General features: G+C 71.8%; 26 protein-coding genes and 1 tRNA gene. 14 read left to right on the top strand and 13 right to left on the bottom strand.

Translation table 11 applies throughout. The annotated features are described in order from the left end of the window. Positions 1 to 137: 137 nt before the first annotated feature. From ACL00U_RS07490 to ACL00U_RS07465, 6 genes are all read right to left on the bottom strand, one after another. Positions 138 to 614 carry a hypothetical protein gene (locus ACL00U_RS07490; protein ID WP_056068362.1) on the bottom strand — a complete coding sequence of 159 codons (477 nt, stop codon included), beginning with the start codon at positions 612 to 614 and terminating at the stop codon, positions 138 to 140. 80 nt (positions 615 to 694) lie between these two features. Next, the gene (locus ACL00U_RS07485; RefSeq protein ID WP_159556418.1) at positions 695 to 1,348 is read right to left on the bottom strand and encodes a hypothetical protein; all 654 of its coding nucleotides are present in this window, start codon (positions 1,346 to 1,348) and stop codon (positions 695 to 697) included. A 98-nt stretch (positions 1,349 to 1,446) separates the two neighbouring features. Further along, entirely contained in the window at positions 1,447 to 2,280 is an 834-nt protein-coding gene (locus ACL00U_RS07480) for a hypothetical protein (protein ID WP_071251457.1), read from the bottom strand. Between the two features lie 28 nt (positions 2,281 to 2,308). Beyond that, positions 2,309 to 2,551 carry a hypothetical protein gene (locus ACL00U_RS07475; RefSeq protein WP_056068356.1) on the bottom strand — a complete coding sequence of 81 codons (243 nt, stop codon included), beginning with the start codon at positions 2,549 to 2,551 and terminating at the stop codon, positions 2,309 to 2,311. Between the two features lie 10 nt (positions 2,552 to 2,561). After that, entirely contained in the window at positions 2,562 to 3,725 is a 1,164-nt protein-coding gene (locus ACL00U_RS07470; RefSeq protein ID WP_412874009.1) for a sensor histidine kinase, read from the bottom strand. After that, positions 3,722 to 4,408: a response regulator transcription factor gene (locus ACL00U_RS07465; protein ID WP_040418670.1), complete on the bottom strand. Its 687-nt coding sequence runs from the start codon at positions 4,406 to 4,408 to the stop codon at positions 3,722 to 3,724. Before ACL00U_RS07465 ends, ACL00U_RS07470 begins: the two co-directional genes overlap by 4 nt. Before the next feature lie 117 nt (positions 4,409 to 4,525). Here ACL00U_RS07465 and ACL00U_RS07460 point away from each other — a divergent pair, with 117 nt between their 5' ends. Continuing rightward, the gene (locus ACL00U_RS07460) at positions 4,526 to 5,698 is read left to right on the top strand and encodes an acyltransferase family protein (RefSeq protein ID WP_412874008.1); all 1,173 of its coding nucleotides are present in this window, start codon (positions 4,526 to 4,528) and stop codon (positions 5,696 to 5,698) included. Here the strand turns inward: ACL00U_RS07460 and ACL00U_RS07455 are convergent. After that, the gene (locus ACL00U_RS07455) at positions 5,655 to 6,074 is read right to left on the bottom strand and encodes a MerR family transcriptional regulator (protein ID WP_056068351.1); all 420 of its coding nucleotides are present in this window, start codon (positions 6,072 to 6,074) and stop codon (positions 5,655 to 5,657) included. The genes ACL00U_RS07460 and ACL00U_RS07455 overlap by 44 nt on opposite strands. Positions 6,075 to 6,165: 91 nt before the next feature. On the opposite strand from ACL00U_RS07455, the gene ACL00U_RS07450 reads away from it, so the two are divergent. After that, positions 6,166 to 7,149, top strand: a complete 984-nt coding sequence (locus tag ACL00U_RS07450; RefSeq protein ID WP_017885717.1) for an aldo/keto reductase — start codon at positions 6,166 to 6,168, stop codon at positions 7,147 to 7,149. Positions 7,150 to 7,206: 57 nt separating this feature from the next. Here the strand turns inward: ACL00U_RS07450 and ACL00U_RS07445 are convergent, their stop codons facing one another. Further along, complete coding sequence (locus tag ACL00U_RS07445; protein WP_071251454.1) at positions 7,207 to 8,418, bottom strand: FAD-dependent oxidoreductase; 1,212 nt, start codon at positions 8,416 to 8,418, stop codon at positions 7,207 to 7,209. Between the two features lie 187 nt (positions 8,419 to 8,605). On the opposite strand from ACL00U_RS07445, the gene ACL00U_RS07440 reads away from it, so the two are divergent. Then, entirely contained in the window at positions 8,606 to 8,944 is a 339-nt protein-coding gene (locus ACL00U_RS07440) for an ASCH domain-containing protein (RefSeq protein WP_071251453.1), read from the top strand. Positions 8,945 to 9,138: 194 nt separating this feature from the next. Further along, on the top strand, positions 9,139 to 9,693 hold the full coding sequence (locus ACL00U_RS07435; RefSeq protein WP_412874007.1) for an NUDIX domain-containing protein: 555 nt from the start codon (positions 9,139 to 9,141) through the stop codon (positions 9,691 to 9,693). A 46-nt stretch (positions 9,694 to 9,739) separates the two neighbouring features. Here ACL00U_RS07435 and ACL00U_RS07430 read toward each other — a convergent pair whose 3' ends face one another. The 3 genes from ACL00U_RS07430 to ACL00U_RS07420 form a co-directional block, all read right to left on the bottom strand. Beyond that, a complete protein-coding gene (locus ACL00U_RS07430) occupies positions 9,740 to 10,297 on the bottom strand; it encodes an RNA polymerase sigma factor (RefSeq protein WP_167578278.1) in 558 nt (185 codons plus the stop codon). 534 nt (positions 10,298 to 10,831) lie between these two features. Continuing rightward, positions 10,832 to 10,904: transfer RNA gene (locus tag ACL00U_RS07425), tRNA-Val, on the bottom strand. Between the two features lie 54 nt (positions 10,905 to 10,958). After that, the gene (locus ACL00U_RS07420; RefSeq protein WP_412874006.1) at positions 10,959 to 13,214 is read right to left on the bottom strand and encodes a hypothetical protein; all 2,256 of its coding nucleotides are present in this window, start codon (positions 13,212 to 13,214) and stop codon (positions 10,959 to 10,961) included. Positions 13,215 to 13,378: 164 nt separating this feature from the next. On the opposite strand from ACL00U_RS07420, the gene ACL00U_RS07415 reads away from it, so the two are divergent. From ACL00U_RS07415 to ACL00U_RS07395, 5 genes are read left to right on the top strand one after another with little or no spacing between them, the layout of a single operon-like run. Next, entirely contained in the window at positions 13,379 to 14,023 is a 645-nt protein-coding gene (locus tag ACL00U_RS07415; protein WP_412874005.1) for a SatD family protein, read from the top strand. Then, positions 14,023 to 14,892 (top strand): hypothetical protein, encoded by an 870-nt coding sequence (locus tag ACL00U_RS07410; protein WP_412874004.1) that lies wholly within the window; start codon positions 14,023 to 14,025, stop codon positions 14,890 to 14,892. The genes ACL00U_RS07415 and ACL00U_RS07410 overlap by 1 nt, the downstream gene beginning before the upstream one ends. 43 nt (positions 14,893 to 14,935) lie before the next feature. Next, positions 14,936 to 15,469, top strand: coding sequence for a hypothetical protein (locus ACL00U_RS07405; RefSeq protein ID WP_140447963.1), 534 nt, complete (start codon positions 14,936 to 14,938; stop codon positions 15,467 to 15,469). A gap of 50 nt (positions 15,470 to 15,519) precedes the next feature. Then, positions 15,520 to 16,500, top strand: coding sequence for an aldo/keto reductase (locus ACL00U_RS07400; protein ID WP_042538995.1), 981 nt, complete (start codon positions 15,520 to 15,522; stop codon positions 16,498 to 16,500). Next, entirely contained in the window at positions 16,497 to 17,048 is a 552-nt protein-coding gene (locus tag ACL00U_RS07395; RefSeq protein WP_052481782.1) for a hypothetical protein, read from the top strand. Before ACL00U_RS07400 ends, ACL00U_RS07395 begins: the two co-directional genes overlap by 4 nt. Positions 17,049 to 17,066: 18 nt before the next feature. On the opposite strand, the gene ACL00U_RS07390 is transcribed toward ACL00U_RS07395, so the two are convergent. Next, positions 17,067 to 18,641, bottom strand: coding sequence for a phenylacetate--CoA ligase family protein (locus tag ACL00U_RS07390; RefSeq protein WP_236559504.1), 1,575 nt, complete (start codon positions 18,639 to 18,641; stop codon positions 17,067 to 17,069). Next, positions 18,638 to 19,675 (bottom strand): hypothetical protein, encoded by a 1,038-nt coding sequence (locus tag ACL00U_RS07385; protein ID WP_071251441.1) that lies wholly within the window; start codon positions 19,673 to 19,675, stop codon positions 18,638 to 18,640. Before ACL00U_RS07385 ends, ACL00U_RS07390 begins: the two co-directional genes overlap by 4 nt. Before the next feature lie 103 nt (positions 19,676 to 19,778). Between ACL00U_RS07385 and ACL00U_RS07380 the strand changes: the two genes are divergently transcribed. The 5 genes from ACL00U_RS07380 to ACL00U_RS07360 all read left to right on the top strand — a co-directional run bounded on the left by ACL00U_RS07380 (position 19,779) and on the right by ACL00U_RS07360 (position 24,302). Next, complete coding sequence (locus tag ACL00U_RS07380) at positions 19,779 to 20,156, top strand: holo-ACP synthase (RefSeq protein ID WP_175470742.1); 378 nt, start codon at positions 19,779 to 19,781, stop codon at positions 20,154 to 20,156. A gap of 81 nt (positions 20,157 to 20,237) precedes the next feature. Continuing rightward, on the top strand, positions 20,238 to 20,537 hold the full coding sequence (locus tag ACL00U_RS07375) for an acyl carrier protein (RefSeq protein ID WP_071251437.1): 300 nt from the start codon (positions 20,238 to 20,240) through the stop codon (positions 20,535 to 20,537). Continuing rightward, on the top strand, positions 20,534 to 21,709 hold the full coding sequence (locus tag ACL00U_RS07370) for an acyl-CoA dehydrogenase family protein (protein ID WP_284761130.1): 1,176 nt from the start codon (positions 20,534 to 20,536) through the stop codon (positions 21,707 to 21,709). The genes ACL00U_RS07375 and ACL00U_RS07370 overlap by 4 nt, the downstream gene beginning before the upstream one ends. After that, on the top strand, positions 21,706 to 22,719 hold the full coding sequence (locus tag ACL00U_RS07365; protein WP_412874003.1) for an amino acid--[acyl-carrier-protein] ligase: 1,014 nt from the start codon (positions 21,706 to 21,708) through the stop codon (positions 22,717 to 22,719). The genes ACL00U_RS07370 and ACL00U_RS07365 overlap by 4 nt, the downstream gene beginning before the upstream one ends. Then, positions 22,716 to 24,302 (top strand): alpha/beta hydrolase, encoded by a 1,587-nt coding sequence (locus ACL00U_RS07360; protein ID WP_194590586.1) that lies wholly within the window; start codon positions 22,716 to 22,718, stop codon positions 24,300 to 24,302. The genes ACL00U_RS07365 and ACL00U_RS07360 overlap by 4 nt, the downstream gene beginning before the upstream one ends. The last annotated feature ends 15 nt before the right edge of the window (positions 24,303 to 24,317 follow it).

The raw sequence follows: 24,317 nt of genomic DNA, 5'->3' as shown, positions 1-24,317 counted from the left end.
CGACCCGTGGGGGTCGGCAGGGGCGGTCAGGCCGCGTCGACGACGAGACGGGAGGCCCGGTGCCAGCTGGCACCGGGCCTCCCGTCTCGTCTCGTGACCGTCTCACGTCCATCCCGCGTGCCGTCTCGCTTGCTGTCTCACGCGTCGGCGGCGGTCCCGGCGGGTGCGACCGGAGCGACCGGTGTCGCGGCTTCGGCGTCGGCTTGCGCCGCCTGCCGGGCGAGCACCCGGTCCAGGAAGCGTTCGACGAACGGCAACCCGATGACGACCGCACCGACGACGGCCGCGACGGGGACGATCACCGTCCAGCCGCGCAGGGTCGAGTAGATGGTGGCACCGAGGAAGGCCCACACCACGATCGTGAGCGGCCGGAGCGGGCCGACCGCCGCGTGCAGGTCCATCGCTTCGACGAGGGCAGGCAGGGCACGCCGTCCACGCAGCGTCAGCACGACCCCGATCACCAGGAGAGCAAGACTCCGGACGACACCGACCCACGCAACGTCACTGCCCGGATCCGCCAGCACGCGCTGGACGAACACCACCGACCCCAGGAGCCCGGCGGCGAACACGAAGACGATCACGAGGACGGTCAGCAGACGGAGGGAGCGGCGCACGAGGACTCAGCATAGGGACCCGTCGCGGCGGCCCGTCGCGGCGGCCCGTGCTCCGGTTCCGTTCCGGTTCCGGTCCCGTCCTAGGCGACGACCACCTTCGCGTTGATCAGGATGTCGTGCAGGTCCGGGCGGAGCGCCCCCTGCGACGTCGTCCGGACCTTCACGATGAGCGCGGCCCCGGGCTTCGCGAAGGCGCGCGCGACCGTCGCCGACCACGAACCGTCCGTGTTGTGCCCGGCGATCGACAGGAACTGCGCGGTCCCACCGGTCATCGTCGGCAGCAGCTGCTCCTCGAGTCGGTCGGCCGGGAGCCCCGCCGCCGTGAACAGCTGCTCGGTGGCGGCACGGTCCCCGATCGTCGGGTCGAGGTCGGTGAGCCGCTGCTGCGTGATGGTCGCCACGGAGCCGTCGGCGTTCGTGTACTCCCTGGACCCGCTGGTCGGGTCCTCGCCGGTCTGCTCCCAGCCGTCGAGTGCCGAGATCTCGAGCCCGAACGCGGGCAGGGTGCTCGACGAGAGCGCGGCGCCGTCCTCGAACGACAGGTCCTTCGTGGCAGCGTCGACGGTGGGTGCAGCCGACGGTGTCGGCGTCGGTGTCTGCGTGGGCGTCGACGACTGCGGTGCGGCCCGCTGCGTCCCCGGCGCCGTCGTGCCGGTGCCGGCGCAGCCGGAGAGTGCGAGCGCGACGATCGCCGCCGCTGTCCCCGCCGTGGTCATCCTGGATGTGATGGACATGTGGTTCCCCCTCGGATCCCGCCGTGCGCCCCGTGCACCGGTCGGTCCGACTCGGAGCCTACGGGTCCGATCGACGGCGCGCCGCTCGGGCTCGCGTATCAGCCGACCGGACCTGCGGTGTACATCGGTTCGGCGCCGGTCGTCACCGATGCCCGGACCCCGCCGCCGACCAGACGGACCGTCAGCGTCCCGCTGAGCGCCGTCGCCGACAGCGACACCCGTCCGTGCAGCGCCGCCCCGCGCGGCCAGCAGGCGCTCGTGCCCTCGAGTTGGTCGGCCGACGCGACGAGGCAGATCGTCGAACCGTCCCGACCGACCCCGGCCCAGACGTTCCACGGTGTCGCCGCGTCGTCGCCCGACAGCGATCGGTTCGTGAACACCAGACGGGTGCTCGAGCGTTCCATCGGCGTCGCGATCCCCGCTGGCGGCCGGTCGGTGACGGTCTGCGGCTGCTCGAACCGCCGGTCGATCGTCACCGCCCCGGCTGGCGGCGTGACGGTGTTCGTGGGGTCGACGGGGCGCGCCCCCAGCGACAGTCCGACCCCGGTCCCCGCGAAGAAACCGATCACGACGGCGGCTGCGCCGACGGTCCAGAGGACGCGGTGGTCGGAGCGTCGGATGCGAGCGGCTCGTCGGCGGACGCCGGCCAGGAGGCCCCTGCCGCGGTCGTCCGCATCCGTTCCGCGGTCGGCGGCTCGCGTTCCGTGCGCGTCGGCTGCGGGTGCGCGGTCGGCGGTTCGCGTTCCGTGCGCGTCGGCTCCGGGTGCGCGGTCGGCGCTGTGCGGGTCGGCGTTGTGCAGATCGGCGCCGGAGCGGGCGGCGAGGGCACTCCGCGCGTCGGCCGCGTCGGCCGGCGTGGACGCGGCTCCCCAGGCGATGCGTTCCAACCGCGCACGTTCGGCATCGGCGTCGGCGTCCTCGGTCGGGTTCATCGCGCTGGTCGCCCCGGCCCTGGACCGGTCACGAGTCCTTCCCTGCGTCCCGAGCACGCTTGCGGCTGTGCGCACGGGCAACGAGCACCGAGCCGATCTGCACGGCGACGAGGATGCCCCAGAGGACCGCCATCTCGGTGTGGAACCGGGACGGCTCCACGACGGCCAGCACCAGCCAGACCAGGGCGATCACCGCCCACCCCCAGACGAGCCACGGCAGGGGCTTGCCGATCAGCCGTTCGAGCAGAGTGCGTCGCTGCGTCTCGGTCATGGCGCTGACGCTACCGGACGCCGGGGTGATCGCCGAGGACCCGGGGTGCCGATCGGCTGGGTCCTACCGGATCTGGTGGCTGCCGATCCGGGAAGCGGGTCGAAGCGGTCAACCCGCCGACAGCTCGCGCCGTCAGGGTCAGCTCCGCACCGTGGACGGCCGCGATCATCGCGACGAGCGGCAGGCCGAGCCCGTGCCCGCTCCCGTCCGTCCGCGTGCGGTGGCGTCGTCGGAACGGCTCCGTCAACTCGTGCGCCTCGTCGGTCGGGATCACCTCGCCGTCGTTCTCGACCCGGAGCTCGGAGGACCGAGCGTCGAGCACCACCCGTAGGCTCCCGCCGGAGACGTTGTGGACCACGGCATTGAGGATCAGGTTGCCGACGAGTTGCCCGAGCAACGGTCGGTTGCCCAGCACGACGACGTCGTCGAGCTGCACCGACACGACGATCCGCCGGGCGAGGCGTTCTGCGTCCACCGCCAGCAGCGCGGCCGCGACCTCGTCGCGGAGCGACACCGGGCGTGCGTCGATGGGCTCGTCCCCACGTGCCAGGTCGAGCAGCGCCGTCGTCATGCGGATCATCTGGTCCGTGGTGACGAGCAGCCGTTGGAGGGTCTGCGTCCGGTTCGGCCCGTCGGGTGCGCGGAGGGCGACCTGGAGCATCGTCTTCATCGTGGCGAGCGGCGTCCGGAGTTCGTGCGAGGCGTTCGCCGCGAACCGCGACCGGCTGACGAAGGCGGTCTCCAGGCGGTCGAGCATCCGGTTCAGCGTCGCACCGACGTCGCGGATCTCGTCCGGTGGACCCGAGACGTCCACCCGGGCGTCCAGCGTGCCGGCACCGAGCCGGTCGGCGGTCGTGATGATGTCGCGCAGCGGGCGGAGGAGTCTGCCCGCGACGAGCCAACTGACGACACCACCGATGCCCCCGACCACGAGCAACGCCGGGACCGAGACGATGACGAAGAGGCGCAGGACGTCGTCGCGGCCGGTGATCTCGTACACGTCGTGGGTCGATCCGTAGGGGAACGGGCCCGCCGTGAACGCGTAGCCGGGCACGATGGCGAGGACTGCGAAGACGACCGCGAGCATGACGGCACTGGTCAGCAGGATCAGCGCCGTGTACGTCAGGGTGAGGCGCGCCCGGATCGACAGACGGCGCAGCGCGGCGATCCTCATGCTTCCGGACCCTCGTGCACAGGACCCGGCGCGACCGCGTACCCGACACCGGGCAGCGTCCGGATGGCGTCGGGACTGCCGAGCTTCTTCCGCAGCGTCGAGATGGTCAGCCGGACCGCGTTGGTGAACGGGTCAGCGTGCTCGTCCCACACCTGCTCGAGCAGCTGCTCAGCACTCACGAACCCGCCGTCGGCACGCAGCAGGACCTCGAGGACCGCGAACTCCTTGCGCCCCAGGCGCAGGTAGCGGCCGTCGCGGTAGGCCTCGCGTCGGAAGGGATCGAGCCGGAGACCAGCCGTCTCGAGGACCGGTGCGACCGCGCGACGTGCTCGACGGTTCAGCGCCCGGAGGCGTGCCACGAGCTCCTCGAAGTCGAAGGGCTTCCCGAGGTAGTCGTCGGCCCCGAGCTGGAGGCCGTGGACGCGCTCAGCGAGTGTCGTCGACGCCGTCAACATGAGGACGCTCGGTGCTTCCGGGTCAGCGACGATCCGGGCGCAGACGTCGTCCCCGTGCAGACCGGGGATGTCCCGGTCGAGCACGACCACGTCGTACGTGTGGACGGCCAGCTGATCGAGCGCGGCCAACCCGTCGCCCACCGTGTCGGCGGCGATCGCCTCGAGCCGCAGGCCCGCGCGGATCGCCTCCGCCAGGAACGGCTCGTCCTCCACCACCAGTACCCGCACGTCGCTCCTCGCTGCTCCGGCCGATCCGGACCCGGTCAGCACAGCAGATCGGATGTATGCGGAGCGTATGCGCTCGACCAGACGCCCGGCTGACGTGCCGACTGTTCCGATGAGGGCATGTCCAGAACCGACCCCGCGCTCGAGCACCCCGTCCTGCCGTCGTTGACCGGCCTGCGCTGGGTCGCGGCGTTCGGGGTGTTCGCCTACCACGTGCGGAACCTCCGGTACTTCGACGGGACCGCGCAGACGGCCCTGAGTGCCGTGGTCGGTAGCGGCGACACCGGCGTCTCGTTGTTCTTCATGCTCTCCGGCTTCGTCCTGGCCTGGTCGGACCGCGCGGACGACGACACCGCGGGACCGGTGCGAGCCGCACTGCGCTTCTGGGCCCGCCGTGCCGCGCGGATCTGGCCGCTCCACCTGGTCGCCGTCCTCGCCGCGATCATCGTGGCAGCGACACTTCTGCCGGGCATCCGGACGACGTCGCCGGCAGCCCTCGTGGCGAACGTCCTGCTCGTCAACGCCTGGCACGCCCCGTGGTGGCAAGCCGGGAACCCGGTGTCGTGGTCGCTGACCTGCGAAGCGTTCTTCTACCTGACGTTCCCGTTCCTCATCCAGCTGCTCCGTTCCGCGCACCCCGCCGTGCTCGCGGCCCTCGCCGCGCTGGCAGCCGTCCTCGTCCTGGTCGCGCCGGTGCTCGTGCCGCACCTGCCCGGTTCTCCGGTCCCGGCGAGCTGGCCACCGGCACGGTTCCCGGAGTTCCTGCTCGGTGCCCTCACCGCTGCCCTGGTGCGCTCGGGCGCCTGGCGCGGACCACGACTCGCGGTCCCCGTCCTGCTGACGGTCGCGGGCCTCCTCGCCGCAGACCTGCACCCCACGTCGCGCTTCGCACTGACCGGCTGCACGGTCGTGGGGTTCTCGCTGCTGCTGCCCGCGCTCGCCAGGGCGGACGTCGAAGGACGCACCACCGGCCTGTCGTCTCCGCTGCTCGTGCACCTGGGGACCAGGTCGTTCGCGTTCTACCTCGTCCATCTCCTGACGATCGACGCGGTGCTGGCCTTCCGACCCCCGGGCACGGCCGACGGAGACGTGACCAGCGTGCTCCTGACCCTGCTCGCCCTGGTGGCCGCACTCGCCGTCGCGTCCGTCCTGCACGACGCGGTGGAGGTCCCGGTGCGCCGGCTCCTGCTCCGCGGACTGCGGCCCGCTGCTCAACGTGGGCCGGAGGCCGGACGAACGGACCAGGGCTTCAGGCAGCTGATCCGCCCGACGGTCGCACGTTCCCGTCGGTGATCGACTGGCGGTACGCGTCGATCTTCCGTTCCAACGCGGCCAGGTGACGGAGCAGTTCACCCTGTCGCTCCAGCACGACCGCGTGGTGGCGCTCGAGGAGCGCGAGTCGTTCGGCGTCATCGGCACCGGCTCGGTACGCGGCCGCGTACTCACGCATCTCCCGCACGTTCATCCCCGTACCGCGGAGCATCACCGTCCCGGCGAGCCAGCGCAGCGCAGCCGTGTCGTACCGCCGCCATCCATCCGGACCACGCTCGGGCGCGGGCGCGATGCCTTCCTTCTCGTAGTAGCGGATCGTGTCGATGGTGATCCCGAGCACGTCCGCCGCGACGCCGATCGTCACCGGTTCGACGACGTGGACCTCGGGAAGCAGCACAGGGCGCAGTCTCGCACTTGACATGGTGTGCGCACCAGGGTGGATCGTCATCCTCGCCCGGGTCCTCCCCGGAGAAGAACGGAGCACTCCCGTGCAGCAACTCCCCCTCGGCTCGCAAGGCCTCGTCACGTCCGCACTCGGGCTCGGGTGCATGGGGATGAGTGCCTTCTACGGCGGTGCCACCGAAGCCGGGTCCGTCGAGACCATCCGCCGCGCACTCGACACGGGGATCACCCTGTTCGACACGGCAGAGGCGTACGGGCCGTTCGCGAACGAGGAGCTGCTCGGCCGGGTCCTCGGCGCCGACCGGGGCCGCGTGGTCGTCGCATCGAAGTTCGCCACCGACTTCGCCGACGACGGCACCCCGATCGGACTCGACGGGTCCCCCGAGCACGCCCGCCGCGCGATCGACCGCTCCCTCAGCCACCTCGGCACCGACCACGTCGACCTCTGGTACCTGCACCGCGCCGACCCGAACGTGCCGATCGAAGACACGATCGGTGCGATGGCTGAAGCCGTCACCGCCGGCAAGGCCCGTGCCATCGGCGTCTCGGAGACCTCCGCCGAGACCCTGCGCCGTGCGCACGCGACGTTCCCGATCACCGCGATCCAGTCGGAGTACAGCCTGTTCGAGCGTGACGCCGAACACAACGGCGTCCTCGACACCGCCAGGGAGCTCGGCATCGGGTTTGTGCCCTTCTCACCGCTCGGGCGGGGGTTCCTGTCCGGGAACATCACCAGGAAGGACGGCCTCCCCGCCGGCGACGCCCGACGGAACCTCCCCCGGTTCTCCGACGAAGCCATCGACGCGAACCTCCGCATCGTCGACGCACTCACGGTCATCGCAGACGAGAAGGGCGTCACCACGGCGCAGCTCGCCCTCGCGTGGCTGATCCGGGCCGGTACCGTGCCGATTCCCGGCACCACGAGGGCATCGCGTGTCGAGGAGAACGTCGCCGCTGCCGACGTGGTGCTCACCGACGGCGACCTGGATCGCATCGAGGCGGCCGCACCGCACGGTGTCGTCGTCGGCGCCCGCAACACCGAGGCCGGGATGGCGCGAGACCGCGGCTGACCGAGGTGCGTGGCGGGAGTGCTCACTGCACCCTGCTGCTCGGAGGTTCGTCGCGGATCAGGTCGACGGGTCGAACCGGTACATCCACGCCGCAGGTCCCCCACGGTCTCGCCGCGCCGTGAACGCTGCGCCGGGCAGGACGAACCGATCGCGGACGATGGATCCCACCCTGCCGAGCGTCTTGCTCGTGTCCAACAACTCCCCTTGGCGCGTGATGGCGCGCACACGCTGACCGCGTCGCTCGTGCATGTGGACCGCAAGGGTCGTTGCCGGCACGCCACTCGCCACCAGCGAACCGAGGATGACGGCGTCCTCGAGAGCGAGGGAAGCACCCTGCCCCGCCGTCGGAGGAATCGCGTGTGCCGCGTCCCCGACGAGGACCACCCGCCCGCATCCCCACCGCACCGGGCGCGGCGTGGTGCGCGACGCCCACACGTCCACGTCGGCCGAGCCCGCCAGCAGGGCAGGCGTCGGCAGGACGTCCCGCCCGACGAGACGCGGGAGCATCGCGACCCACTCGGCTCCGGTCATCCCGACTGCAGCTGAGGCGCCGCCGTCCACGGCGCTGAGCCGGGGGTTCGCGAACCACATGACGGTGGAAGCGTCGACCCGCAACGTGCAGACGAAGCAATCCCTGCCGAACCGGAACTGCAGGGTGCCTGCGGGACCGGTCTCGGATTCCGTGAGCCCGGTGCCGGAGGAACTGCCACCGATGTTGACGACGGGAGCCAGCACATCCGTCGGGGTTGCGCCACCGTGCTCGGGTCCGTGGCTCCCGAAGGTGCGTCGGACAGCGGAACCGATGCCGTCGGCGCCGACGACGATGTCTGCGGTGAACCGCTCGAGCGTCTCGGTGAGCACGCTCGCCCGGTCACCCTCGTCGACAGCGCTCAGCACCCGGGCGCCCTGGATGATCGTGATGCCCCGCTGTTCCGTGTCGGTCCGGAGGAGCCGGTGGAGATCGGCTCGTTGCAGCGAACGGGTCGCGCCCTCCTCCTGCTGGAGCCCGAGCGGGAGCTCCGCGGTCAGCCGCCCCTTCGGGTCGAAGGTCTGCAACCGCGGCGTCGGGACCCCGATCTTCGAGACGGCGGCGCCGAGACCGAGCGCACGGAGCGCTCCGACCCCGTTGCTGGCCACCTGCAACCAGGATCCGGCGTCGTCTGCAGCGCCGGTGCTCCGCTCGAGCACGATCGGGACGTGCCCTGCTCGGTGCAGCGCGATGGCTGTGGCGAGGCCTGCGACACCGCCCCCGACGACGATTGCGTGCATGCGATGAACCCGTTCGTCTCGTCACGGAAGTCGTCGCACTCGCGCCGGACCTGCCGGGGTTGCGCTCGTGAGACGATCGTATGACCGGACGCGACCAGGTGCGCTGAGAAGCGTTGCAGGCTCACTCGCTGGACAGCGCGCCGTCGGACTCCCGCGCCCTTCGATCGCCATCCGGCAAGGTGGATGCATGACCGACTCCGACCCGTCCACCGTCCACTTCCACCAGAAGCACCACGAAGCGATCATCAGCGGCGAGAAGGTCACCACCGTCCGGTGGAACGAATCCGTGCGGGTCGGCGATGCGACGTTCGTGTTCGACGACCACCCGGCTGCCGAACCGCTGGCCGGCACGATCACCGCCGTGCACCAGTACCGGCTCGACACCCTCACCGCAGAACAGGCGCGCCAGCCTCCTGAGACGGACATGCGGCTCTTCGGGCAGCAGCTCCGCGAGAACTACTACCCCGACATGCCGGACGATGCTGTCGTCGAGGTGGCCGAACTCTCGATCAAGCCCGCTCGATAGCCGTTCCGGCTGCGTGTCGTCGCGGTCCGCTGTCCGGGGATCGAGCGCGTGCGGAGCGCTGCGGGTCTCGGGAACCTGGCCAGCACCCCGACAACACGTCTCGCTCGCCGATCTGCTGGCGGCGGCCGGTAGCCGATCCGCTGCCGACACCGCGTCTCGATGTTCGGCGTGCCGGTTCGTCCTACGCTGGCGGTGTGGATGAGTGGTGGGATCTTGTGGACGCGGCCGGGGTGCCGACGGGTGGGACGTTCCGGCGCGGTGACGCGGGTTGGCCGGGTGGGTCGTTCCATCTGGTGGTCACGGTGTGCGTCCACCGGGCCGACGGAACCGTCCTGCTCACGCAGCGGGCGCCGACGAAGGAGTTCGCCTTCGGGTGGGAGTTCCCCGGTGGGAGCGCGTTCGCAGGCGAGACTGGTCGTGCAGCTGCGTGCCGAGAGCTGCTCGAGGAGACCAACGTCACCGTCGAGCCCGAGGCGCTGCGCCGCGTCGGCCGCTTCACGGAGGAGACGGCGCTCGTGGACCTCTTCGTCGTGCAGGAGCCGAGTGGGTCAGCGGTGCGAGCGGATCCTGCCGAGGTGATGGACTGGCGTTGGGTCTCCCTGTCGGAGGTCAGCACGCTTCGCACGAGCGGGGTGATGGCGGCCCCGTGGGGGCCGCGGCTGGATGCGCTGTGGCCCGCGGCGACGGCAACGATCCTGGCCGCCGACGACTCCCGAGAGCGCACGTCTCCGCCGCACGAGAGCTGGTGACACCCTTGCGCCAGGCCGGAGACCCTGATCGATCGACCTCGCCGCCTCACCGCCAGCTGACGAGAGACCGATCGACCACAGCTCGCGCACGCGCGATGTGACCACGCACGGTCGAGTGCGGCAGACCCAGCGCCTCGGCGATCTCGGCGTAGGACCGACGCTCGAGATGGCGCAACTCCCAACACCGTCGCTGCATCGGCGCCATACCGTCGATGACCCGCTGCGCGGCTGCGACCAGCAATGCTCGCTCCGCGACGGCTCCCGGGGCATTGTCGACAGATTCAGGAGCCGTCTCATCGAGTTGCGTCCGGTACCGCGTCGCAGCACTCCGGAGCCGATCGAAGCTCCGGCGTCGGACCGTGGTCACGAGCCACGCCGTGATCGCGTCAGCATCGCGCAGCGCTTCGAGATGGGTCCACGCGGCGATGAAGGTCTCCTGCACGACGTCGTCGGCTTCGCTGGACCCGCGCAGGATCCGCACGGCGATCGTTCGGAGCAGAGCAGCATTCCGCCCGACGATCATCGCGAACGCGCGATCGCCCACGGCGCCGGGAGCCACTCGCATCGGTGCCGCCGGCGGAGCGAATGCGTGCTGCTCCTTCACTGGGTTCCGTCGCCGGACCGGGGACTCGAGCACCCCGGTCGGGGCGGACGCGGTCTGCTGCAGTGTCGTCATCGACATACGGGTCCACTCCTCGGATCAATTGCGTGAGGATGTTTCGGACTCGTGGAGCAGGAGGGTGGGTGGGCGAAGGTCCCCAGTGCGAGGGCCAGGACGCCGGAACGACAACCGCTCGCTGCGGAAGCGCGGTCCGGAACCGGACGTTCTACCGAGGCAGAGAACGGGACCGCGGCGATCCGGTCGGCGACGCGGTGGATGCGGCGGCGATCGTCTACGAGCCGACGAGCCCCGTTGCCAAGGCGACGATCACACCGACGCCGGCGAACACTGCAACCAGACCCCCGACGATCGCGGCGAGCTGCTGGTCCTTGTTCATCCCCATGGTCGGAGCATACGAGTTCCGACCGCTCGGTCGTGGCCTTCGGTCTCTGTAACGGACCCTGCAGCACCGTGGTCCCGAGCCGGACTGCATGCGGTGTGGCGCAGCCCCAGCACGTTCTGGTCCGGCCTCGTGAGTGGGCCCTGCCGGGATCGAACCGACGACATCCACGGTGTAAACGTGGCGCTCTACCAGCTGAGCTAAAGGCCCTCACCACGATCCTAGAGTGTCAGCGCTCGATCGTCGTCGAACCGAGCAGGCACGTCACGACGTCCCGCACCGGGGTCGATCGCACCGGATCACGAGGCCAGGCACGTCGTCGTCCCGGTCGTCCGTCGCACCACCGGACAGCACGATCGGGGTGTCGTCGGCGGTCAGGCCGATCGCCAGGGTGCCGGTGCTCGACCGTGCGTCCTGCAGCGGCGGGAACCGGGCGATCGTCGTCTGCTCGGAACCGGTGCACCGCGCATCACGGCACGACAGGAGTCCCAGGGTGCCGCGTTCCTCGTCACGGACCGCGACGAGTGGCCGCCCCGATCGATCGATGACGAACGCCGGGAGCAGGTTCGTCGGCCCGTTCGGCGTGATGTCCGTGTGTGACGAAGACGAGCACGACGCATCCGCGCAGAACGTCAGCCGTTGGGTCGCGATCCCGTTCGACCGCGCGAGCACGACCGGGTTCCCGTCGCCGCCGATCGCCACCCGTGCGTCGTACGCCTCGTCCCACGCCCGGACCGGCTTGCCCGGCGGGATCGCGTGCGACAGGTCGCGGACGACGGGCTGGCCGCCGTCCGGGCGGAACGACACCAGCCGCAGGGCGGAGAAGGTCGGTGAACCAGCGTCGGTCTCGGACACCAGCGAGACCACGGCGGTGCCGTCCGGCGCGACGGCGACGTCCACGCCCTGGTGGTCCAGCGGCGGGATCCACGGCAGCGCCACCTGCCGAACCGTGTGTTCGACGCAGGACACGTCCTCGCAGAACACGGCGACCAGGTGCGAGCGTCCTTCCGGTTCACCGCCGCGGGCGATCCCGACCACGACCGGCCGGTCGCCGGAACTCGCGACTGCCACGTCGGTCATCCAGTAGCTGACGCGCCCCTGATCGGTGTCCACGATGTCGACGGCGGCGACCGTGGTGCGGCGACCTTCCGGGCGGTCCACGGCCGGCGCCTCGTCGGCGGAGTCACGCTTCTCCGCCCGTCTCCCCGCGGGCCAGGCGGCACCGTCCGACTTCGGTGCCACATCGAGTTGGTCCGCGCGTGAGTGCACGACTTCGAGCTCGTACTGCTGCGCGACCTCGCCGTCGAACCGCACCTTCCACTGGGCGGTGAGCAACCCGCCGTCACCCGCACTGCCGACCGCGGAACCGAGCGTCAGGCCGGGCATCTCGACGGGGGTGTCGCACGACGCGTCCCCACACATCCGCAGACGGCTGGGCGGCGTGTACGGCGCGCTCACGACAGCGGTCTGCCCTGCGACGTCGGCGATGTCTCCGCCGGAGATGGAGCGTGCGTCGACCGACGCGGCGTCGTACTGCACGACGCCGAGCGGATTGCTCGAGACGATCACCGCGAACACCACCGCCGGGACGAGCACCACGCCCGCTCCGACGAGTCCAGGCCGCGCCCGTCGTCCCCCGGCCACCGGGTCCGTCGTCAGCGGTGACCGAAGCCGACCGCCGTCGTTCCGTGTTGCGGCCCCGCGCACCGCGATCGCGACGACGACCAGGACCAGACCGGTCGCGGCGATGCAGCACCAGGCCACGACGACGCTGCTCCGGAGCGCCGACGGCGGCAACAGGCGCAGCAGCAGCAGGACGCCGACCCCGAGCACCGTCACCAGTGTCGCTCCCCCGACGAGCGCACGACGTGGCGTCGCCGTCGCCTCGTGTCCACCACGGACGATGACCCGACCAGATCCCCCGGCGCGACGGTAGGCCGATCGACGGGGCACACCGGCCACGACCAGCGCCCAGCCGAGCAGCAGCGGCGCCACGATGACGGCACCGACCGCCAGCAGCACGACGATCACGACGGTGCCCCATCCACCTCCCCGCCACCACACAGCGGTGGCCGTCACCACCGCCACCGCCACCAACGCGACGAGAGCGGCCTCGACGACGAGCCGCCAGTGGTGGACCGACCACCGCCAGGCGTCGCGCGGCCCCGCCACCGCATCGTCTGCGGCCGCGAGCACGACCACGGTGGCTGCGGTCACCCCGAAACCGATCCCGAGCGCCGCGATGACCGCGCCCACGGCGAAGAGGGGCGCAGGCACCCCGGTCCCGTCGAGGGCCGCGAACGCACCGTTCACCAGGGCGACCCGACCACCCGGTACGCCGAGCAACAGCACCACCCCGGCCAGCAACAGCCCGGCAGCGAACGGCACCCCGAAGGCGAACACCGCACGGCCACCGCTCCAGGCGATCAGCGGCACGGGTGGTGGGCCGTACTGCCGCCGCACCGCGGTCCCCGTCGATCCGGCGCCTGCGACACCCGTCCCCGGTCGTGCATCATCCATCTGCTCGTCCCCCTCCGACAGCGTCCGCCCATGCTGTCAGGTTCGACGGCACACGTCCAGAAGGTGACATTTCAGCCGTCAGCCCGCCCCGGTGCACGAGCGACCGACCCGAATGGTTTAGCCCAAACCTTACTTTCAACGATATGAAGCTCTACGCTTAACCCATGCAGCCCGAGCCCGTGTTCGCCGTGATCGTCGACCTGGTCGACTCCCGCACGCTCGCGGACCGCTCCGCAGCCCAGCACGACGTCGAGCGCGCGTTCGACAGTACCGCTGACGTCACCGCCCTCGATCCCATGCGCGCCACCGTCGGCGACGAGTTCCAGGTCATCTACGGCACGCTCACCGACGCGCTGCTGGCGACCACGGCAGCGACCCTCGCGCTCCCCCAGACGGTGCAGATCCGGCTCGGCATCGGCCGCGGACAGGTCCGGACGATCGGTACCGGCGGCGGCGGCCCCCTGCAGGACGGCCCCGGCTGGTGGTCGGCGCGGGACGCCATCAACGAGACCCACCGCCGCGAGGACGGCCGGACCGCGTTCCTCCGGTCCTGGTACCACGACGCGGACGACCGCCACGGAACGACGGAGCGCCTCGTGAACGCCTACTTCCTCGGTCGCGACCACGTCGTCTCGCGGCTCGCACCCCGCGCCCGCCGGATCGCACTCGGGCTCGTGCAGGGCCGGACGCAGGCGCAGATCGCCGCGGACGAGGGGATCAGCCCGTCGGCGGTGTCCCAGACCGTGCAGAAGTCGGGCGTGGCAGCCGTGGTCGAGGGCCTCCGCGTCCTCGGGGACGGGGGCCGCTGATGCTCGCCGGTGTCCTCCTCGCCCTCGTCGGGCTGGCCGACGTCGTCCGAGCACGGACCGGGACGGACGCGGCACCACGGCGCGTGCTGACCACCACCGTGATCGTCCTGCTCTGGGCCGCCGTGACGACGACGACGGTGCTCGGCCTCGGCCTCGCCGTCTGGTCGGCGCTCGTCACGGTCGTCCTCGCAGCCCTGTGGGTCGCGACCACGATCCCGGTGCGCTCCGGCGGAACCCCCGGCGGTCGGGATCGACCACTCCCCTGGCTCCGCCGCTCGGGGTCCTGGCCGGCCGTCCTGCTCGCGGTCGCCGTCGCCGTGCTGCTGCTCTGGGCGCCGGGCCCGGACGCGCCCGGCTTCGTGGCCGACTGGCACCGCGACGCCGGCCCGACGTTCGTCGGAGCCGTCCCGCTCGCAGCGATCGTCGCCGGCGTCGGCTCGGCGCTGTTCCTGGTCGACTCGGCCAACGTGGTCGTCGCCCAGGCGCTGCCACCGGGGCTGTCGTCCGACGCACGGCCCGACGCGGCGGCAGCGGCCGAGCAGACCCGCCGCAAGCGCTTCGGCTGGCGCCGCACCGCCAAGGCACCCGCGGCCGACGCAGCCGCAGCCGCAGCCGCGGACAGCACGGTCACCCTCAAGGGCGGACGCATGATCGGCCCAATCGAGCGGCTGCTGCTGGCCGGGTTCTCGTTGGCCGGCGCCTTCCCCGTCGTCGCCGCCCTGATCGCCGCGAAGGGGATCGTCCGGTTCCCCGAGATCCGCCGCGAGACGACCGGGTACCAGGCCGAGTACTTCCTGATCGGCAGCCTGGTGAGCTGGGCGATGGCCTTCTCCGCCGCCGGCATGTGCTGGTTGCTGGCACTGGGCTGACGAACGCACCCGGCCCCCGATGTCCGCAGGTACGCTCTCCTGCGTGAACGGTGTCGGAGTCGGTGTGCTCGACGAAGCCGGGCGGCTCCGCCTGCTCGGTGCAGGTGTGACGGGTGCCGCCTTCGCCGTCGTGCTGGTCATGCTGGTCCTGTCGTCGTGGACCGAGGCGACGACCACCGTCCTGGTCTCGGTCGGCATCCCGACCGCGACGGCCGGAGCCGCGATCGCCGTCGTCCTGCAGCGCCGAGCCTGGCGCGCCGAGGGCGGCTACGAACGGTCGATCGTCGTCCGCGAGTGGATCGCCGACGGCCAGGTGCCCGCCGGGGTGCCGGCAGACCAGTGGATCCCGCTCGTGCAGGCCCAGGCCGACCGCGAAGGCGCCGGCTGGGGCAAGGTCGTCCTCGGCGTGCTGTGGATCGCGATGACGTGGTCGATGCGCGACCAGCACGGCACGCTCATCACGACGATGCTCATCGTGCTCTGGAGCGCGATGGCCCTGTGGGCGGCCGTCTGGGTCATCCCCCGTGCCCGGGCAGCGCGAGCGCTCCTGCGTCGCGGCGTCTCCACGATCGGCTGAACCCCGCTCGGCTGAACCCCGCTCGTGCGCGCCTGACTACGCTCGGACCCATGCAGAGTCGCACCCTCGGCCGCACCGGCCGCTCCGTCTCCCCCATCGGCCTCGGCACCTGGCAGTTCGGCGGTGACTGGGGTCCGGTCTCCGAAGCCGACGCGAACGCCGTCATGGACGCCTCCGTCGAGTCGGGCGTCACCCTGTTCGACACCGCCGACGTCTACGGTGACGGCCGGAGCGAGCAGCTCATCGGCGCGTGGCGTGCCGCGAACCCCGACGTGCCGCTGACGATCACCACGAAGATGGGCCGTCGCGCCGACCAGGTCCCCGAGAACTACGTCGCCGCGAACTTCCGCGAGTGGGTCGACCGCTCCCGCCGGAACCTCGGTCAGGACACGCTCGACCTCGTGCAGCTGCACTGCCCGCCGACCCCGGTCTACGAGGACGACGCCGTCTACGATGCCCTCGACGCCCTGGTCGCCGACGGCTCGGTCGCCGCCTACGGCGTCAGCGTCGAGACCGCCGACCAGGCGCTCACCGCGATCGCCCGGCCCGGCGTCGCGAGCGTCCAGATCATCCTCAACGCGTTCCGGCTCAAGCCGCTCGACCGCGTGTTGCCGGCCGCTCTGGAGGCAGGGGTCGGGATCCTCGCGCGCGTCCCGTTGGCCTCGGGGCTGCTCTCCGGCAAGTACACGACCGACACGTCGTTCGCCGAGGGCGACCACCGCAACTACAACCGCCACGGCGAGGCCTTCGACCAGGGCGAGACATTCAGCGGCGTCGACTACGATGACGGCGTGCGCGCCGCCCAGACCTTCGCGGCGTCCCTGCCGGACGCCGTCTCCGTCCCGCAGGCAGCGCTCGCATGGATCATCGCGCAGGACGGCGTCACGGCGGCGATCCCGGGCGCACGCAACCCGGAGCAGGCGCGTTCGAACGCCGCTGCCGGCGACCTGCCGCCGATCGAGGGGCTCGACGCCACCGTCCGCGACCTGTACGACACGTGGTTCCGCGCGAGCGTCCACGACCGCTGGTGAACCTGCGGAGCGTCGCGGTCGCGGTGGCCGCACTCCTGCTGCTGTCCGGGTGCGCGGCGCCCGGAGCGGTGACCACCCGTGACGCTCCGCCGTGGCCACGCCCGACGGACCTGACGGCCCGCGCGGAGTCCGCCGGGCTGCACAACGTCTGGGGCGAACGGCTGGCCGAGCACGTGCACTCGCACCTGACGATCCTGGACGGCGACGAACCGGTGACCGTCCCGGCGAACATCGGTCACTCCGACGACCGCGAGTTCGCCGCCGAGATCCACACGCACGACACCTCGGGCATCGTGCACGTCGAGTCCCCGACGAAGCAGACGTTCACGCTCGGGCAGTTCTTCGACGAGTGGGGTGTCTCGCTCGGCCCGGAGCACGTCGGTGGCCTGCGCGGCGAACTGACCGTGTGGGTCGACGGGCACCGACGGATCGGCAACCCGCGATCGATCGAGCTGACGGACCTGCGGCAGGTCGTCCTCATCGTCACGACCGTGGGCGAGGTCCCCCGCCTGCCAGCTCCCTTCGACTGGCCGCCGCAGTACGACTAGCGCCGGAACCGGCTCGCTTCAGGCCTCCTTCGCAGCGACCCACGACAGGTCGAGGTCCCACTGCTCGACCGAGCCGGCCGGCAGCTGCCACACGTACTCGTTCTTGAGCTTCTTGCCGTCCTCACGGAACGGCCCCGTCCGGTACGGGTAGAACGCGACCGTCGGCAGTGTGCCGGGCGGGGCCGTGCGGATCGCGTTCGAGAAGTCCTTGTTCAACCGGCGGAGCTCGGCGATCACGGCGCCGCGAGCGGCATCGGCGTCGAACCCACCGGCGCCCGAGGCGAGCTGGAACGCGATGTGCAGCTGCCGGTCCCCGTGGTCGTCCTCGTAGCTGATCAGCCGGTGGTTCTCGACGGCTTCGAGCAGCTCCGGGTCGCCGTACACGACGTCCCGCACCACGTCGGGCGCGACGACGGCCCCGTTGTAGTCGACGGACAGGTCGGACCGGCCGTAGTGGAACAGCAGCGGCAGGTCGAGCTCGGCCTCGGCGGCGAGCGCCGCGTGCCCCGTCGCCCGCAGCACGGAGCGGAGTTCCTTCATCCGCACCACGTGTCCGCGGTCGTGGATGTTGTACCGGATGCGGGGGCTGATGTTCTCGGAGCGGGCGATCGTCACCACGAGTTCGCCGAGGTCGTTCGTCTCGATCAGGTAGCCGAACGGGTTGAACTGGAACACCATCGGGAGCACCCCGTACTCGCCCTGCTTGGTCAGGGCGGCGGAGAGTTCCGGTGAGGCGGCGATCGCCCGGCGGAGCTGCACGCTGAACGGTGTCTCGATGCCGAGGTTGATCTCGAGGTCGCTCGCCCCGTAGGAGCCGAGGACGGCCTGCGCGTACTGCTCGATGTGGGCGCGCATGTTCTCGCTGATGCCCTCGCCCCCGAACGCGGCGACGATCGTGTACTGGCTCCAGTCGAGCCGGTCGTCCTCGAACAGGGCCTTCAGGAACGGTGGGTAGCTGCAGATGATGTAGGTGAAGTCGGTGCCGAACTCGCGCATCGTCTGCACGATCTTGTCGCGGTCCGGGCCGATCGACTTGATCATGGAGGACTCGGTGAGCGAGGCGGTGACGTTCATCCCGGTGGCCCAGGCCCCGAGCGAGAAGGCGTTGAGCACGAACGGCTGTTTGGACAGGTCCTTCGCGGTGCGGGAGAACCCGAGCTGCAGCAGCTGTCGGGTGGCCTGGCGTTCGTCGGGGCCGCGCACCCAGCTGGTCGGGGTGCCGCTCGATCCGCTGGACTCGTCGACGACGACGCCGCGTCGGGGCAGGCGTCCGTCGATGCAGCGTTCGGGGATGCTCCAGCGCTTGACGTAGGAGTCCTTGTCCATCTCGGGCAGTCCGGAGATCGCCGCGGCGATCCCGCCGCGGGTGTCGAGCCTGGAGGCGCGTCCGGACTCCGCCAGGAACGCGCGGTAGGCGGGGACCCGCTTGGCGGCCCGTTCGGCGGTCCGCCAGGCGCGCCAGCGTCCGAGGGTCCAGCGGAGCGGCTCGATGCCGGGCGTGAGCAGGAGCTTGTGGGTGCCGACGCGGGGCATGAACAGTGCGACGAAGGTCTCGACCACCCACACCACCGTGAACACCGCTGCGCGCTTCACCGGGTCCCCCCGACGGTCATCGCTGCTGCGGGGCGGCGGTGTGCCAGGGGTGGTGGGTCGCTGTGTCCGAAGCGGAACAGCATCCAGGCCATCCGCCCGTCGGACTCGTCGACGCCCGCGCGTTCCACGAACGCGGCGTGTGACCGCGGGTTGGTGATCACGGTGCCGAAGGGGTGCATCGCGATGCCGCGTGCGGAGAACTCGAGCCAGATGCGCATGAAGACCCGGCCGGCCTCGACGTACTCGGCCGGGGTGCTGAACGGTCCTTCGAGCCAGGCGAGCTGTCGGACGCCCCGCATGGTGGACAGGTACACCCTGCGGAAGACCCCGCCGATGCCCGGTGCCTGCCAGAGTCCGCGGTGCTCCATGGCGAACCGGAGCACCGGGCCGGGCATGAGCATCGTCTCGGCGGACAGTCCGTCGCCGGTGGCCGCTGCCTGTCGCTTCGAGAACCGCAGCCAGTGCAGGATCTCGTCGTGCACGGCGTCGTGCTGCAGGTCGTCGAACAGGGTCTCCTGGTTGACGCGGACGATCTCGTCGACGGTGGCACGGTCGTCGGTGGTGCGGAAGCGTTGCCCGGCCGCCGAGGCGATGGCGGCTGCGGCCTCGATCGCGGTGGCGTCCACCAGGGTCGAGTCGTAGGGCCTGCGTGAGGTGCGCCGGGCGAGGAAGCCGGCCAGGGCCTCCCGGTCGTCGGCGGTGACCACGTGCGGACGCAACGTCACGGTGCCCAGCCGGTGCAGGTGGTCCTCGGCACCAGCGCCGAGCCGACCGAAGTCCATCTCGGCGTGGTCGAGCTGTTCCTGCACGGTGAACCCGTGCGCCCGTGCCACCACGTCGAGCCCGGCCAGGAACACCCCGGCGCAGACGTGCCCGAACGGGATGCCGAACGATTCCGCCGGCAGCCCCCGTCGCAGGTCGTAGAACACGGTCGCGGTGTGGTCGTCCTCGACGCGCACGACGATCGGTTGCGAGTTGTGCGGCGACGGGTAGTGCCGCGCGTCCTCGATGATGCCCGTCCACGGTGATGCCATCGTTCCCCCTCGGTGGTCCCTGGCGACGATCATACGAACCCCTGCCGTCCGCCATGCCCGTCGGGGCATGCACGGTGGAGGACTCCTGCGTACCCTGCTCCTCGTGCAGACCATCCGGACCGGGACCGACCTCGCCGCGGTCGAGGACGTCGTCGACGCCGTCGCGGCCCACGGCGAGCGGTACCTGGACCGCGTGTTCACCGTCCGGGAGCGCGCCGACACCGGTGACGACCCGGAGCGCCTGGCGGCTCGGTTCGCCGGCAAGGAGGCCGTGGTGAAGCTGCTCCGGCCGGCCCCGGACCAGGCGATCCCGCTGCGTGACGTCGCCGTCGTGCTCGACGCCGCCGGCGCCCCCACGGTCACGCTCTCCGGGGCGGCGGCAGCGCTGGCGGAGTCGATCGGGTGCGGCCCGATCGCGATCTCGCTGGCGCACGAACGGGGGCTTGCGGTGGCGACGGCGGTGGCCCTTTCCGAGTGGTGACCCGGGGCGCGTGACAGGGGTGCGGTTTCCCGCATCCGCACGGCGGTTTCCCGAGGGCTGTTCCTCCTTATGGTTGCCGTCATGGAACAGGACCCGAACCCCTCCAGCGCCACCGCGACGATCGCCGGACCGGCCACCGACCAGGCTGTCCGCCGCGCCCTCGCCGAGCACGGCCGGCTGACGGTCGACGCGTGGGACGTCGCGCCGATCGCCGACCTCTACGTCCTCGGCCTGACCTCGCACGCGACCGTCAACGTGATGCTCGCGGTGGAGTCCGAGCTCGACGTCGAGTTCCCCGACTCCGTGCTCAACCGGTCCACCTTCGCCAGCGTCGAGTCGATCACCGCCGCCGCGGAGCTCGCCGCGGAGCTCGCCTCGTGACCCTGGTCCTGCCGGCACCGTCGGTCGTCGACCGGTTCGACGAGCGTGCGAGCGCGGTGGCCGAGGTCGCCGCGCAGTTCGCCGACGAGGTCGACCGCGACGCCCGGCCCCCGCGTGAGGCCATCGCCGCGATGCGGGAGTACGGCCTGCTCGCGGCAGCGGTGCCGACCGAGCACGGTGGCGAGGGCGCCTCCGTGGCCGAGCTCTCGGCGATCGCGACCGAGCTCGGCCGGGCCTGTGCCGCGACCGGCATGGTGTTCGCGATGCACCAGGGCCAGGTCATGGCGCTCTGGCGGCACGGCGGCGACGGTGCCGGCGTGCTCGAGACCATCGAGGCCGTCCGGGGCGGGGCACTCGTCGCGTCGGCAACGAGCGAGCGCGGCGTCGGCGGCGACGCCCGGCGTTCCACCTGCTCCATCGAGCCGACCGACGACGGCCGGATCCGCCTGCGCAAGGACGCGCCGGTGATCTCCTACGCCACCGAGGCCGACGCGGTGTTCGTCACCGCGCGACGCGACCCGGACGCCCCGGCGTCGGACCAGCGACTGCTCATCTGCCGCACCGACACGATGGTCCTGTCGCAGACGTCGACCTGGGACACCTTGGGGCTCCGCGGCACCTGCAGCAACGGGTGGATCCTCGACACCGAGACGACGACCGACCGGGTGTTCCGCGACGACTACGCCGCGATCTCCGCCCAGACCGTCCTGCCGGTGTCGCACGTGCTGTGGGCCTCGGTCTGGCTCGGCATCGCCGTGTCGTCCGCCGAACGTGCCCGCAGCGCCGTCCGCAAGCAGGCCCGGGCAGCCGTCGGCACGACCCCGCCCGGTGCCCTCCGGCTCGCCGAGCTCCTGGTCGACCTGCAGGCGCTGGCCGACTCGGTGCGCCACGCCGCCGAACGGTTCGACGCCGCCGCCGACGACCCGGACGTGCTGGCCTCGAGCGCGTACGCCCTCGCCGCGAACGCCCTGAAGATCGGTGCGTCCGAGCGCGTCACAGACATCGTCACGAAGGCGCTGCGCATCGTCGGGATCGCCGGCTACGCCGCATCGGGTCCGATGAGCATCGCCCGCCACCTCCGAGACGCCCACGGTGCCGCCGTCATGGTGAGCAACGACCGTCTCCTGGGGAACGACGCCGACCTGGCCATCATGACGGGAGTGATCCTGTGACCACCACGGACACCACCACGCACACCACCGACGCCTCCACCGCGGACACCGCGGACACCGCGGACACCGCGGACACCGCCGGCACGGACACCGCCACGGCGCTCGACGCCGCCCGCGCCGCCCTCCGCGCCCGCCTGCTCACCGACGGCGTGCTCCTCGACCTCGGCACGCCCGGCCTCTACGGCCGCACCGGGGTGTTCGAGCGCGTCTCCGCCGCGGTCGACGCCGCAGCGGTCCGCAGCCAGCAGCACCTCGGCGCCGAGGTCCTGCGTTTCCCGCCGGTCGAGCCGCTCGCGTCGTTCGAGCGCACCGACTACATCGCGTCGTTCCCGGACCTCGCCGCGTCGATCTCCGGGTTCACCGGCGACGACCGCACCCACCGCGCGCTGCTCGCCGCCCGCGAGCGCGGGGAGCGCTGGGAGGGCTTCCTCGAGCCGGCCGACCTCATGCTCACCCCCGCTGTCTGCCACCCCGTCTACGGCCTCATCGGCGACACCGTGCCGCAGCAGGGCCGGTTCCTCGACGTCCTGGGCGACTCCTTCCGCCGGGAGCCCTCGCTCGACCCGATGCGCCTGCAGGCCTTCCACATGCACGAGTTCGTGCACGTCGGCACCCCCGCGTCCGCAGCGGCCCACCGCGACGGCAGCATCCCGGTGATGCGCGCCCTGCTCGAGTCGTTCGGGCTCGAGATCGACGTCGTCCCCGCCAACGACCCCTTCTTCGGCCGCGTCGGGCAGATGCTCGCCCGCAACCAGGTCGAGCAGGCCCTGAAGTTCGAGTTCGTGACGAAGGTCTACGGCGCCGACCACGACGCCACCGCGATCAGCTCCGCGAACCTGCACGAGGACCACTTCGGTACCTCGTTCGGCCTGCGCACCGAGGACGGGCAGGTGGCGCACAGCGCCTGCATCGCGTTCGGCCTGGAACGCATCACCATCGCCCTGTTCGCCGCCCACGGCACGGACCTCGACGCCTGGCCGGCGTCCGCCAGCGCCGCCCTGGCACTGTGACCACGCTGCACGGCTGGTCCGGATCGCCGGCGATCCGCGCCGCGGTCCAGCTCCCCGCCGCCGCGCGCGCCGGTGTCGTCATCTGCCCGCCGCTCGGGCAGGAGGGCGTCATCGCGTACCGCACGCTCCGCCTGCTGGCCGACCGTCTGGAGGCCCGTGGCATCGCCTCGGTGCGCTACGACCCGTCCGGACGTGGTGACGGCGCACCCGACACCACGTCCGACGCGCAGGTCCGGTCCGCGCGCCACGCCGCTGCGCTGCTCCGGTCGACGGGCATCCGGGACGTCGCGTTCGTCGGGCTGGCGTCCGCCGCACTCGTCGCCGCCGCTGCCGCCCAGACGACCGACGGCCTGCTCGTCTGGGACGCCCCGGCGTCCGGCAGGGGCTGGCTCCGCCGACAGCGTGCCCTGGCGACGATCACCATCGGGGCCGATCGGGTCGTCGACGGTGTCGAGAGCCTCATCGGCATCGAGGTCGACACCGACGAGGCCGCCGCACTGTCCGCCCTGGCGTTCGCTCCGCGCACCGGACCGACCGTCGCCCTCGTCCGTCCGGGTACCCGTGCGCCGAAGCCCCTCGGTGGCGTCGAGGTGACCGAGGTCACCGGCAGCCCGGAGCTGCTCGACGGCACGAGCATCCACGCCCGGATCCCCGGCACCGCCATCGACACCGCCGTCGCCTGGCTCGGTGCCTGGGCACCCACCGCTGCGGCACCCGTCGCCCCGCCCGAGCTCGACGAGGTCCTCGACGTGGACGGCCGCGTCTCGGAACGGATCGTCCGCCTGGGCCCCGAGCGGCTGTTCGCCGTCGAGACCGTGTCGTCCGCGCAGCACCACGACGCCCCGCTCGTCGTCCTGCACAACGGCGCCGCGGAGCACCGCGTCGGCGCCACCGACTACCAGGTCGGACTCGCTCGGGCCCTGGCACGCGACGGCGCTCGGGTGGTCCGCGTCGACCGCCGCGGCACGGGCGAGAGCAGCGCCGTGCACGAGGACGAGCGCAGCTTCCTGTTCGCCCAGGAGTGGGTCGAGGACCAGTCCGCCGTCGTCACCGCCCTCGGCGAACCCTCGGACCGTCTGGTGCTCGTCGGCATGTGCGCCGGTGCCTGGCTCGCGGGCCGCTCGGCCGAGGAGGCCCCACGCCTCGTGGTCGAGATCAGCCCGAACGACTACCGGCGGCATCCCGCGGCCCCCGGGAGCTACGAGGACGCCGTCCGCGCGATCGACGCCCCCTCACCGACGCGACTCTGGATCCGGCACCGCTACAACGCCCTGGTGCCGAAGGCCCTCCGCGACCGCATCGCCCGACGCGACCGGGTCGGCGGCGTCGTCGAGCACGTGCGCCCCCTCGTCGAGCACGGCACCGACGTGGTCGTGATCGTGGCCCCGGACGACGCCGCACTGTTCGACCGTCTCGGCGGGCAGAAGGCCGTGCGTCGCTACACCGGCACCGGCCGCCGTGGCGCCCTGTCGGTCGTGCGGGTCGAGGCCGGCGACCACTCGCTGTTCTCGCCCGTGATGCGGCAGGCGGTGCAGGCCGAGGTGCGCTCCCGCGTCGCGGCGACGTTCCCCGTGCCCGCCTGACGGCTGCCGACCGTG

The sequence above is a fragment of the Curtobacterium poinsettiae genome, assembly GCF_047226435.1.
GTDB lineage: Bacteria > Actinomycetota > Actinomycetes > Actinomycetales > Microbacteriaceae > Curtobacterium > Curtobacterium poinsettiae.
The sequence above is the reverse complement of the archived record's forward strand: the minus strand, read 5'-3'. Positions and strand labels throughout refer to the sequence as shown.